This is a genomic window from Pedobacter nutrimenti (assembly GCF_032678445.1).
Taxonomy (GTDB): Bacteria; Bacteroidota; Bacteroidia; order Sphingobacteriales; family Sphingobacteriaceae; genus Pedobacter; species Pedobacter nutrimenti_A.
Window position 1 is genome coordinate 35,798 of sequence record NZ_JAVTSQ010000011.1, and the last position, 12,762, is coordinate 48,559.

At 42.6% G+C, this 12,762-nt stretch carries 10 protein-coding genes; 9 read left to right on the top strand and 1 reads right to left on the bottom strand.

Translation table 11 applies throughout. The features are described from left to right. Positions 1 to 8: 8 nt before the first annotated feature. Complete coding sequence (locus tag R2S08_RS20190) at positions 9 to 3,278, bottom strand: amidohydrolase family protein (RefSeq protein ID WP_316836831.1); 3,270 nt, start codon at positions 3,276 to 3,278, stop codon at positions 9 to 11. 192 nt (positions 3,279 to 3,470) lie between these two features. Between R2S08_RS20190 and R2S08_RS20195 the strand changes: the two genes are divergently transcribed. The 9 genes from R2S08_RS20195 to rplT all read left to right on the top strand — a co-directional run bounded on the left by R2S08_RS20195 (position 3,471) and on the right by rplT (position 12,621). Continuing rightward, a complete protein-coding gene (locus R2S08_RS20195) occupies positions 3,471 to 5,363 on the top strand; it encodes an ATP-dependent DNA helicase RecQ (RefSeq protein WP_316836832.1) in 1,893 nt (630 codons plus the stop codon). Positions 5,364 to 5,567: 204 nt separating this feature from the next. Beyond that, positions 5,568 to 6,278 (top strand): head GIN domain-containing protein, encoded by a 711-nt coding sequence (locus tag R2S08_RS20200; protein WP_316836833.1) that lies wholly within the window; start codon positions 5,568 to 5,570, stop codon positions 6,276 to 6,278. A gap of 160 nt (positions 6,279 to 6,438) precedes the next feature. Further along, entirely contained in the window at positions 6,439 to 7,755 is a 1,317-nt protein-coding gene (locus tag R2S08_RS20205) for an MFS transporter (RefSeq protein ID WP_316836834.1), read from the top strand. 17 nt (positions 7,756 to 7,772) lie between these two features. Then, a complete protein-coding gene (locus R2S08_RS20210; protein WP_316836835.1) occupies positions 7,773 to 8,501 on the top strand; it encodes a (Fe-S)-binding protein in 729 nt (242 codons plus the stop codon). A gap of 27 nt (positions 8,502 to 8,528) precedes the next feature. Beyond that, positions 8,529 to 9,344 (top strand): hypothetical protein, encoded by an 816-nt coding sequence (locus R2S08_RS20215; RefSeq protein WP_316836836.1) that lies wholly within the window; start codon positions 8,529 to 8,531, stop codon positions 9,342 to 9,344. A 122-nt stretch (positions 9,345 to 9,466) separates the two neighbouring features. Then, positions 9,467 to 11,392: a threonine--tRNA ligase gene (gene thrS / locus R2S08_RS20220; protein WP_316836837.1), complete on the top strand. Its 1,926-nt coding sequence runs from the start codon at positions 9,467 to 9,469 to the stop codon at positions 11,390 to 11,392. Positions 11,393 to 11,405: 13 nt separating this feature from the next. Then, entirely contained in the window at positions 11,406 to 11,975 is a 570-nt protein-coding gene (infC, locus tag R2S08_RS20225; RefSeq protein ID WP_133780907.1) for a translation initiation factor IF-3, read from the top strand. A gap of 26 nt (positions 11,976 to 12,001) precedes the next feature. Next, on the top strand, positions 12,002 to 12,202 hold the full coding sequence (gene rpmI, locus R2S08_RS20230; protein ID WP_108555435.1) for a 50S ribosomal protein L35: 201 nt from the start codon (positions 12,002 to 12,004) through the stop codon (positions 12,200 to 12,202). A gap of 74 nt (positions 12,203 to 12,276) precedes the next feature. Further along, positions 12,277 to 12,621, top strand: coding sequence for a 50S ribosomal protein L20 (gene rplT, locus R2S08_RS20235; RefSeq protein WP_108555434.1), 345 nt, complete (start codon positions 12,277 to 12,279; stop codon positions 12,619 to 12,621). Positions 12,622 to 12,762: the final 141 nt, after the last annotated feature.

The following is a 12,762-nucleotide window of genomic DNA, read 5'->3' on the forward strand; positions in this document are numbered from 1 at the left end:
GATTGGATCTAATCGCATTCCGGTACTGTATAAGTCCAGGTTTCTGAAGCATCGGTTGGTGAGGTATAGCCATTGCTTTTATTGAGCTCAAACCAAAGCCTGCCTCTAAGTTTATCCCGGCTTCCAATTTCATTCATCGACATGCTGTCGTAGATTCTTCCGTTCACCATCACATATTTGATCTTTTCAGAATTCCGGATGTCGTCGAGCGGATTGGAATCCATAACGACCAGATCTGCTAGTTTTCCTTTTTCCAGTGAACCGATTTCTTTATTCATACCCAGGTAACCGGCACCATTGATGGTGGCGCAACGAATGGCCTGTAGCGGGCTCATACCGCCTTGTACCAGCATCCAAAGTTCCCAATGTGCTCCTAAGCCCTGGATCTGTCCATGGGCACCCAGGTTTACTTTTGTACCGCCATCAGCAATTTGTTTAACCGCTTTGGCTACATCGATATGGCCGTAATCTCCATACTCTGAGGTGGTCCGTCTTCTGGAGCGGGCGTCTACGATGGCTCTTGGTGTAAAGGCCAGGAGTCTCTCATTTTCCCAGACATTAGTGCGGTCATACCAGTAGTTTTCGCCCCACTGAGAACCGTAGCTTACAATTAAGGTAGGGGTATAGCCTACATGGGTATTGTTCCAGAAGCTTTTAACGTCTTTGTAGACAGGAACCACCGGGATGCTGTGCTCTATGCCGGTATGTCCGTCGGCAATCATGTTCATATTGGTGAAAAAGGTAGATCCGCCTTCGGGTACCACTTCCATTTTGAGTTGCCGTGCGGCTTCAATAATTTGCTGGCGTTGTTCTCTGCGGGGCTGGTTGTAAGATTTTACAGAAAATGCACCCACTGCTTTAAGTCTTCTTAAATTGGACAGGGCATCGTCAAGGCTGTTGATCACGACTTTGAAGTCTCCGTCTGCTCCATATAGGATAGACCCGGTAGAATACAGGCGAGGGCCAACCATCCGGCCTGCTTTGAGCATTTCGCTTTGGCTGAAGACCATTTCTGTATTGCTGGATGGATCGTGTGAAGTGGTTACGCCAAAAGCCAGGTTGGCCAGATAGGACCAGTCTTGCTGAGGGCTGATGCCATCAGGACTGGTGTGCAGGTGTGCGTGTACATCTACAATGCCGGGCATAATTGTTTTTCCGGTGACATCGATCACCTGGGCGTTTGCAGGAACGGAGATTTCTGCCGCTTTTCCAATATTGATGATTTTGTTGTTTTCAATCAGAATTATACCTTCTTCTATAACTTCGTCGCCATTCATGGTGATGATCCGGGCGCCTTTTAAGGCCATGAGGCCTGTTGGGGCATCGGTTTTTAGGACCAGATTGATGGGGGTTTCATCCGCAGGGCTGTCATTTAGATCTGCTGTGGTTGAAGGGTTTTGAGCTGTACTGTCTGCAAAACTGAAAATGGTGTTGATGTCTTTGCTGTAATAATTCTCTCCGAGTGTCCAGCAAAGTTTTTTGCTGTCGTTGCTCCAGTGGATATAAGTACCGCCGTCTTTAGTGATTTTGCTGAGCGGAATGGACTTGTTGCCCGCAGAAAGGTCAAGTTCTGAGCCTACGGTAACCATAGGCGTAATGTAAACGTTGAACAATTCGGTAAAGGCCATCCATTTCCCGTCAGGGCTTGGTGCAAATTGTGTGGCATAAGTGGAGGTGTAATGTGTTCTTTCATTTCCACCGTTGATGTCTACACTTTTATAGGCTTTTTTGCCATTGCTGTTGCCCTGGAAATAGATCCGGCTATCGTCTGCATTGAATTGTGGTTTAATACCATTGTCCAGGATCTGGGTTTTATTGCCGCCGTTGGAGGAGATGATATAGATGCCCGGGTTTTTGCCGTAGGAATAGCCCAGAACATCATTGCCGCTTCCTTTTCTGTATATGATCTTATCGCCTTTTGAGGAATAAGAAGGGGAGTAATAGAAGCCCTTTTCATCCGTTAGGGTAATGGTTTTGCCTGATCTGAAATCTGCGCGTTTTACTGCACCCTTGAATTCATCACTCCAGGTGGTAAAGATTACATACTTCCCGTCGGGGCTAAAAGAGGGTTCAAATTCGAAATCCAGGCCATTGGTCAATCTTTCCGGTTTCCCCTCCGGGAGTTCTTTTTTGTAAAGAAAACCTGCCGCATTGAAAACAACCCATTTGCCGTCGGGAGAAGTTTTGAGCTGGCGGATCATTTTGGCTGTAAATTCGCTGCTATATACTTGTTGCGGGAAATGAAGGGCTTCCTGAACGGTTTGTTCGCTATTGACCTGGAATGGGATTTCAGTAACCTGAAGGCTGCCCAGATCTACTTTTTTGATCTTTCCTTTTGCATAAAAGATCAGGCTTTTGGCATCGGGCGTCCAGGCGAAATTGGGATACACACCAAAGATGGCCCAGGTTTCCTGCTGGTCATGAGAAAGATCTTCAAATACGGGCCATTCTTCTCCTGTTTTGAGATTTTGTATGTAAAGTGCGGATTTGAGGCGCACCCGTTTTACATAGGCCATGAATTTGGCGTCCGGAGAGATTTGCGGCCTGGCCGCGCCCCCTTGTTCGGCAATCAGGTTGCTGAGTTTGCCTGTGGTCATGTCCAGTCTTCTTATGGCGTAAATCATCCCATTAGGGTCTTTGCTGTATTCGAAATCGGGACCGGGGCTCATGTCTTCACTAAAGTAGAGGAAACGTCCGTTTGGTGAGATATTGGGTTCTCCTGCATCCTGCTGGTCATTTTTCCTTTTGGTGAGCTGTACGCCCTCCCCGCCATAAATGCTGTACATCCACATTTCTCCGGCACCAAGCGACCTGGTTCCTGTAAAGTGCTTCCGGGCTACAACATATTGGCTGTTTGGCATCCAGGTGGCATTGTTCAGCAACCGGAAACTTTCTTTGGTGATCTGTTTTTTATTAGAACCATCGCGGTTCATGATCCAGATGTTGTCGCCGCCGCTTTTGTCACTGGTATAAGAGATGTATTTTCCGTTTGGACTGAAACGGGGCTGTACATCCCAGGCAATACCACCACTCAGGAGCTGGGCTGTGCCACCGTTAACGGGCATAATATAAATATCTCCAAGGAGGTCAAAAACAATGTCTTTTCCGTCCGGACTGACGTCTAGGTTCATCCAGGTACCTTCATCTGTACTGATGCTGAAGGTTTTGGTGGTGCCTTTGTATTTTTCAACATCCCATTTAGGGCTTTCTTTCTTATCTTGTGAGAAAGCTGGACTGAAGGTAATGGAGAAAATGAGGAACAGTAAATATCGTTTCATCTTATTTTTTTGTTCTGGTTAAGTATTTCGTCGTGCTGAATTTATTTCAGCATACCGTTTAAGTAAGGGTTGAATAGTAAGTCCGGGATGCTGAAATAAATTCAGTATGACGATCGTACTGTTTCAGACAACCTCTTTAGGCCTGCAATTTAATAATATCAGTTCGTTTTTATAGTTTTGGTTTATCTTATTATGAATAAAACAGACATATTAAAGCAATATTGGGGGTTTGATTCCTTCCGGCCTTTGCAGGAGGACATCATTGATGCTGTTTTAGCGCATAAAGATACCCTGGCCCTACTGCCAACAGGGGGTGGAAAATCACTCTGCTTCCAGGTTCCTGCCTTGTTGCAGGAGGGGATTTGCCTGGTGATTTCGCCCTTGATTGCGCTAATGAAGGATCAGGTTGAAAATCTGAAAGCGAAAGGGATTGATGCGGTGGCTATCTATGCGGGTATGGGGAAGCGTGAAATTGACATTTTGCTGGACAATTGTATCTATGGCAAGATTAAGTTTTTATACCTCTCTCCGGAACGCCTCCTTTCAGACATTGTAAGGGTCCGGATCTCCCATATGAAGGTAAATTTGATTGCCATTGATGAAGCGCATTGTATTTCCCAGTGGGGTTACGATTTCAGACCGCCTTATTTACAGATTAAGGAGTTGAGGGCGATTTTACCGAAGGTTCCGGTGATCGCGCTTACGGCCACGGCTACACAGTTTGTACGAAAAGATATTGTAGAGAAGCTGGAACTGAAAGATCCACAGGTTTTTGTTAAAAGTTTTGCGCGTAAAAACCTGAGCTATGTTGTTTTTGACCTGGAGGATAAATACAAGAAACTGGTCGATATCATCCGGAATGTGAAGGGGTCTGGTCTGGTCTATGTGAGAAACAGGCGGGAAACGGCGGAGGTGTCTTTCTTTTTAAAAAGAAACCAGATTTCGGCAGATTATTATCATGCAGGCCTGGAACGGAGTGACAGGTCGAGAAAGCAGGAAGACTGGAAGGGCAACAGGACCCGTGTGATGGTGGCTACGAATGCTTTTGGAATGGGTATAGATAAGCCTGATGTCCGTTTTGTGGTGCATTTGGATCTTCCGGAAAGCCTGGAGGCCTATTACCAGGAAGCTGGAAGGGCTGGGCGGGATGAACACCGGGCTTTTGCGGTACTGCTGGCCAATAAGTCTGATCAGAAAGCATTGGAACATAAGTACTCGAATAATTTTCCTTCTGTGGAGGAGATTAAGAAAACCTATCACTATCTGGGTAGTTATTACCAGCTGGCTTATGGCATGGGTGAGGGTTTGAGTTTTCCTTTTGATCTGGCGGATTACTGTAAGAAGTTCAACCTGGGAGTCCTTAAGACCATTGGGGCGCTTAAATTTCTGGAGCATGATGGTTACCTGACCTTGTCGGAGAATATCTTTTTACAGTCGAGGGTGTTGTTTTTGATCCATAACGAGGATCTTTACCGTTTTCAGATTGAAAACGCTGGTTATGATCCTTTAATTAAGTCTATATTAAGGTCTTATGGTGGTTCATTTGATCAATATGTGAAGATTAATGAATATGACCTGACCAAACGTCTGGGGATATCATTTAATACCTTGGTGAGCATGCTGAAAAGGCTCCATGAGCTGGAAGTTTTGTCTTATTTGCCGCAAACGGATCAGCCACAGCTGCAGTTCTTACGTCCAAGGGCAGACCAGTTGCATATGGATATTGATGTGAAGTATATTGAACTCCGGAAGAAGATCCAGGATGATCAGATCAGTGCTGTTCTGGCTTATGCAAGTACAGCACAGTGCCGCAGTGTTCAGTTGCTGGCTTATTTTGACGAACCTGCCGCTGCGAAATGCGGGGTTTGCGATGTTTGCCTGGCCGAAAAGCGGGCAGAGGAGTCGAAGGAATTTCCGGAGAAGCTGGAGTTTGAAATTGCGACTTTGCTACAAACGGGGCCTCAGAGTTTGGATGATCTGGTTGCTGGAGTGAAAACAGGAAGTGAAACGGAGAAGTTGAACCAGATCCGGGAATTGCTTGATGCAGGCAAAATAAAAACAGATGGAAAAAACTATTATTTATAAATTGCGTTGATACTAAGATGTATTATGATAGCTTCATCTCCATTAAAAAACAAACCGAGTTTACGAGTTCATTAATACAAATGAAAACAATACACAAAGAATTAATAATTATATACTGATGAAACCATCATAAGCATACCGCTTACAAACAGCAATGAATATGCTTATGATAGCTTCATAACCTTTAAAATTAATTATATACTAATGAAAAAATTAACCTTTCTTATCCTTGTGCTGCCTATTCTATGGTCGGCTTGTAAAACCAAATGTGTTGAAGATTCAGGTGTCCGGACATCGCGGGGTCAGACAGTAAAGGAGTTTAATGAAATAGAAATTGCTGGTCCGATTAAGCTGGTCCTACACCAGGACAGTACGTTCCAGGTAAAGGTTTCTGCTGATTCTAATGTGGTAAATCTGGTAGAGACCAACGTGAGTGGGGGTACGTTAAAGCTGAAACTGGATACGGCTGCTTATTGTGGAAAGGATTCTATTGTTGTTCATGCGGGTATTGCGCAGTTAAAATCTTTGAAGGCAGAATCTCCAAGTAAGGTGGTGAGTGCCGGACGGTTAAATGTTGACGACCTGAAGCTCACGTTAAATGGCAGTACGGAATTGAACTTGGATCTCAACGCGGGTAAGGTAACAACAGAGGTTGATGGGGCGACTAAGATCCATTTGACCGGACAGGCTGGAACGCATTTGTTTAAGGCTAAGGGTGCTGTGGAACTGGATGCTTTTGATTTTGTGGTTGGGATTTATGATTTGAACATTAAGGGGGTAGGAAAGGCGAATATCAATGTGCTGAATGATTTGAAGATTGCGACTTCTGGTGCGACGTCTATTTTTTATAAAGGAAATCCTAAGAATGTTAAGGAGGATAAATCGGGAAGCAGTTCGATACAACAAGTAAAGTAGGGGTTTAAGCTGGGTGAAAAAAAATAATGTGCTCTTCGGGGTCTGGAGTCCTTGCCCCGCTTCGCTCTTGTGGCAAGGCCCCCTGAGGTCCCCTCTTAGCAACATTATTTTTTTACGAAGTGCTTAAAACTTTTTCTTTACTTTTAGTCCCTAGACAAACATGAAACAGAAGAATAATAAAAAAGTCATCCGGTCGTGGGCATTTTTCGACTGGGCAAATTCAGCGTACAACCTCGTCATTACCTCGACAATATTTCCCGCTTACTACACCATTATTACGACAACACCCGAACACGGAGATAAAGTCACCTTCTTTGGGATGCGATTTGTGAATACCGCGCTGTCCAATTACGCACTCGCAGTGGCCTACCTCATTATTGCGTTGACTTCTCCATTATTAACTTCTATGGCAGATTATAGGGGGAATAAAAAAATATACATGAAGCTGTTTACCTGGCTGGGTGCTTTGTCCTGTTGTGCATTGTTCTTCTTCAAGCTGGAGACCCTGGAACTAGGGGTGATCTGTTTTGCATTAGCCGCAATAGGTTATGCAGGCGGTTTTGTGTTTTACAATTCTTATCTGCCTGAAATAGCCACTGCTGATCAGCAGGATGCTGTGAGTGCAAAAGGCTTTAGTTATGGCTATGTAGGGAGTGTGATCCTGCAGCTCATCTGTTTTGTATTTGTTTTAAAGCCGGAACTCTTCGGGATCACAGATCTCAGTTTCCCACCAAGATTGTCCTTTTTACTGGTAGGCCTGTGGTGGATCGGCTTTGCTCAGATCCCTTTTAAAGTGTTGCCAAAAGGCAGTCCAAATTTCAGCGTAGAAGAGCAGAAAAAGGTTTCAGGGGGCTTCAAAGAACTGCAAAAGGTTTGGCATCAGGTTAAAACGATGAGTTTAATGAAGCGTTTTTTACTGGCTTTCTTCTTTTATTCTATGGGCGTTCAAACCATTATGCTGGTGGCTGCAAGCTTTGGAGAAAAGATCTTGCATTTGCCTACGTCCAGTTTAATCTTAGTGATCTTAATTATACAACTTGTTGCTATAGCGGGCGCCAACATGATGTCGTACCTATCTAAAATCTATGGTAATGTGAGCGTGCTGATTAGTGTTGTGGTGATTTGGGTGGGCATGTGTATTGCTGCTTATTATATCACTACAGCGGTTCAGTTTTATGTTTTAGCAGCAGTGGTTGGACTGATAATGGGTGGTATACAATCTCTTTCCCGGTCGACATATTCCAAATATATCCCTTCAAATACAGCTGATACGGCATCTTTCTTCAGCTTTTATGATGTTACGGAAAAACTTGCAATTGTAGCCGGATTGGCTAGCTTTGCATATATAGAAGAATTAACCGGCAATATGCGGAATTCGGCGATTGCATTGACCACCTTCTTTATCGTGGGGTTGGTGTTGCTGCTGGCTTTAAAAGCTGCAGAGCGAAAGATTTCCGCAAAACCGGTGCTGGATTAGAGAAAAAGAATTTATAGATGAAGATAGAATTATTTATTCCATGTTTTGTAGATCAGTTGTATCCTGAAACCGCTTTTAATACTATTAAAGTATTGGAAAAGGCAGGGTGTGAGGTGAATTACAACTCCAAGCAGACCTGTTGTGGACAACCGGCTTATAACGCCGGATACTGGGAAGAAGCCAAAGAGACAGGTACTAAATTTTTGAATGATTTTTCTGACAATAAATATATCGTAGCGCCATCGGCCTCTTGTGTGGGAATGGTGAAAGGCGGCTACAATGATTTGTTTACCAATACCATTGTGCATAATAAATGCAGGTCGATGCAGACCAATATCTTTGAACTTTCAGACTTTCTGATCAATATTGCAAAGAAGGATTATTTTGGGGCGGAGCTGGACGGAAGAGCGGTATACCATGACTCCTGCAGCGGGCTCAGGGAATGTAAGATCAAAGAAGAACCACGTTTGCTGTTGTCTAAAGTTCATGGACTGGAAATGGTAGAGATGAAAGATACAGATATGTGCTGCGGATTTGGCGGAACTTTTGCGGTTAAATTTGATGCCATTTCATCGGCTATGGCAGAGCAAAAGGTGAACAATGCGTTGGAACAGGAAGTAGATTATATCATTTCTACAGATCTTTCGTGCTTAATGCATTTGCAGGGCTATATTGATAAAAATAACATCCCATTGAAAACCATGCATCTGGCAGATGTGCTGGCCAATGGCTGGCTTGAATATTAAATTATATTTTGACATAAAATTTCTCTGATGAAAGCTTTAATGATCGCCGTTGTGGGCCTTTTATCCTGTAGTTTACAGGTCAATGCACAACAAAAACAGTCTGGAGCCATCCAATTTGAAACTCGTTTTGATCCTGCTGCAGCAATGGAAGCCAATGGGATTAAAATCACACCGGAAATGAAAGACAGACTTCCGGAAAGTTCAAAAACTGATTTTGAACTGTTGTTTAATGCGACAGGTGCAAGTTATACCAAGGTAGAGGAAACAGAAGACAGCAATGGCGGTGGACGAGGTGGTTTTCGTTTTGGCGGAATTTCCAATCGGGATTATTACTATAACTTTTTGGATCATAAATTGACGGCTGTATTCGACCTGAGCGATACAACATACTTTCTGGACGGTAAACTGGGGCAGGCTGATGTTTCTATGCTTGGCCGTGGTTTAATTGGGCAGCCTGTTGTGGAGTATATAAAATCTGATGAAGTGAAGAAGATCGTTGGTTTTGATTGCCATAAAGTTACCATTAAAACGACCTCCAAAAGAAAGATCATGGAAGAGGAAAAGGAAATTGTAGATGAAACTGTACTTTGGTATACCAAGGATCTGGGTTTTGAGTTTTCGCCTAATCCTGCACTTTGGACGGAAGGTGCTGTGTTGTCTATTCAATCGAAGGCAGGAAGCACACTGGCAACCAGCATAGAATTCAGAAAGGTCAATGCTAAAGATATAAACCTTCCTAAAAAGGGAACGGTGATTACCTCTGATGCGTATAAAGCTAAACTGGAGCAGATGATGAAGAACAGGGGCAGGGGAAATGGCCAGAGAAGGGCTGGGGGGAATTAATATAAATTTCAGTTTAAATGAACTGATTATTTGAAATTTACTTTACCTTTGTGCCTGAAAGAAAATCACATTGTAGGTGATTTTAATAAAATTATTTTTTTACTTATAAATCATAGTTGTAGATGATTAACATTACACTGCCTGACGGCTCAGTACGTCAGTATGAAAAGGGTATAAACGCCCATCAAATCGCATTATCCATTTCTGAAGGTTTGGCCCGTAACGTATTGGCTGCGGAAGTAAATGGTGAAGTTTGGGATTCTTCCCGGGCTATTGAAAACGATGCTTCTGTTAAATTGCTGACCTGGAATGATACTGCTGGTAAATCGACTTTTTGGCATTCTTCTGCTCACTTAATGGCTGAAGCCCTGGAAGCTTTATATCCTGGAACTAAATTTGGTATTGGTCCGGCTATTGAAACTGGATTTTACTATGATGTGGATTTTGGAGACAGGGAGTTTTCTTCGGATGATTTCAAAGCGATCGAAACAAAGATCCTGGAACTTGCTAAGCAAAAGGAAACTTTTGTTAGAGAAAGTGTTTCTAAAGCAGATGCTGTAAAATATTTTACAGAAAAAGGCGACGAGTACAAATTAGACTTAATTGAAGGCCTGGAAGATGGAAAGATTACTTTCTATACCCAGGGGAACTTTACAGATCTTTGCCGTGGTCCGCACATTCCCAATACCGGTTTTGTAAAAGCGGTAAAGTTAATGAATGTTGCTGGTGCTTACTGGAGAGGTGATGAAACCAGGAAACAATTGACTCGTATTTACGGGGTTACTTTTCCGAAAGCAAGTGAGCTGACAGAATATCTTCATATGATTGAAGAAGCGAAAAAAAGGGACCACCGTAAATTAGGTAAGGAACTGGAACTTTTTGCTTTTTCTGAAAAAGTAGGTATGGGTTTGCCTTTATGGTTGCCTAAAGGAACTGCTTTACGTGAACGTCTGGTTCAATTCCTGACTAAAGCGCAGGGAAAAGCTGGTTATGAGCAAGTGGTTACACCGCATATTGGACATAAGAACCTATATATCACTTCAGGTCATTATGAAAAATATGGTAAAGATTCTTTTCAGCCTATTAAAACGCCTCAGGAAGGGGAGGAGTTTTTCCTGAAACCGATGAATTGTCCGCACCATTGCGAAATCTATAAAGTAAAACCCCGTTCCTACAAAGACCTTCCTTTGCGTTTTGCAGAGTTTGGTACTGTATATCGTTATGAACAAAGTGGTGAGCTTCATGGTTTAACCAGGGTTCGTGGCTTTACTCAGGATGATGCGCATTTGTTCTGTCGTCCGGATCAGGTAAAGGAAGAATTTAAGAAGGTAATTGACCTGGTGCTGTATGTTTTTAAGTCTTTGGGCTTTAACGATTATATTGCACAGGTGTCTTTGAGAGATCCTGATAACAAAGCAAAATATATCGGTACAGATGAAAACTGGCACCTGGCGGAATCAGCTATTATAGAGGCTGCTGCTGAGAAGGGTTTACCTACTGTGGTAGAACTGGGAGAGGCTGCATTTTATGGTCCGAAACTGGATTTCATGGTGAAAGATGCCCTGGGAAGGAAGTGGCAGCTTGGAACAATCCAGGTAGATTACAACTTGCCGGAGCGTTTTGAACTGGAATACACAGGTAGTGATAATCAGAAACACAGACCGGTTATGATCCACCGCGCACCGTTTGGTTCACTGGAACGTTTCATTGCGGTATTGATTGAACATTGTGCAGGTAACTTCCCATTATGGCTTTCTCCTGAACAGTTTATTATTCTTCCTATCTCAGAAAAATATGAAGAATATGCGAAAAAAGTTTCAGATGAACTAAATAATTCCGATATTCGCGGTTTGATTGACTTCCGTGATGAGAAAATCGGGAGGAAGATCCGGGATGCAGAGGTTAAAAAGATCCCTTATATGTTGATTATCGGAGAGAAAGAGATGGCAGACGGTAAGGTTTCGGTAAGAAAGCATGGTGATGGAGATGTAGGTGAAATGACCCTGCAAGAGTTTAGTGAATTATTAATTAAAGAAATAACAGTTTAAATAAGATACAAATTTGGCATTAGGCAGACCAGGATTTAACAGGGGACCACGTCCTCCTTTTAAGAAAAAAGAAGCAGAACATAATATTAATCAGTTTATCAAGGCTCAGGAAGTGAGATTAGCTGGAGATAATGTTGAACCGGGGATCTATCCTTTGGCAAAAGCTTTGGCCCTTGCCGATGAGTTGGAATTAGACCTTGTAGAGATTTCTCCAAATGCAGTTCCGCCGGTATGCAGAATTATTGACTACAGTAAATTTGTTTACGAGCAGAAGAAAAAGCAAAAGGAGATCAAAGCAAACGCGAAGCAAACCGTTATTAAGGAGATTCGTTTTGGTCCTAATACCAATGATCACGATTTTCAGTTTAAACTAAAACATGCAGTTAGTTTCTTGGAAAATGGTGAGAAGGTGAGAGCTTATGTTCACTTTAAAGGTAGAGCAATCGTTTACAAAGAGCAGGGAGAGATCTTATTGCTTAAGTTTGCTCAGGCTTTAGAAGAAATAGGTAAAGTGGAATTGTTACCAAAATTAGAGGGTAAGCGTATGTTTTTAACGCTAGCCCCAAAAGTTGCAAAAAAATAAATAAATTACATAAATAAACACAGGTTATGCCAAAAATGAAAACCAATTCCAGTGCTAAAAAGCGTTTTTCGCTTACTGGAACAGGTAAAATCGCAAGGAAGAACGCATACAAAAGCCACATCTTAACTAAGATGTCGACTAAACGTAAGCGTAACTTAAGTAACACAAGCTTAGTGTCAGATGCTGACATGGGCAATGTTAAACGTATGCTTTGCATCGGTAAATAATTAATTTTTAACCAGGTACCCGGTAGTAAGTTTGCTGAAATACGCAACACCGTTTATCAAAAAACAACAACAACATGCCACGTTCGGTAAACGCAGTAGCTTCGAGAAGAAGAAGGAAAAAAGTCCTAAATATGGCCAAAGGCTATTGGGGATCAAGAAGTAAGGTTTTCACCATTGCTAAAAATACGGTAGAAAAAGGTTTGCAATATGCTTACCGTGACCGTAAAGTTAAGAAAAGAGAATTTCGTGGATTGTGGATTCAGCGTATCAATGCTGGAGCTCGTCAGCACGGCATATCTTACTCTCAATTAATTGGTAAATTGGCTAGCAAAAACATTGGTTTAAACCGTAAGGTTTTAGCTGATCTAGCGATGAATCATCCAGAAGCTTTTAAAGCGGTAATTGACACAGTAAAATAGATATAACTTCAAAGTTATTAGAAAAGGGGAGCTAAAATTAGCTTCCCTTTTTTTATACGGTTTATTTTGGAAAAAAATCAATGCTACTCTTCGAGGACTGGAGTCCTTGCCCCGCTTCGCTCTTGTGGCAAGGCCCCCTGA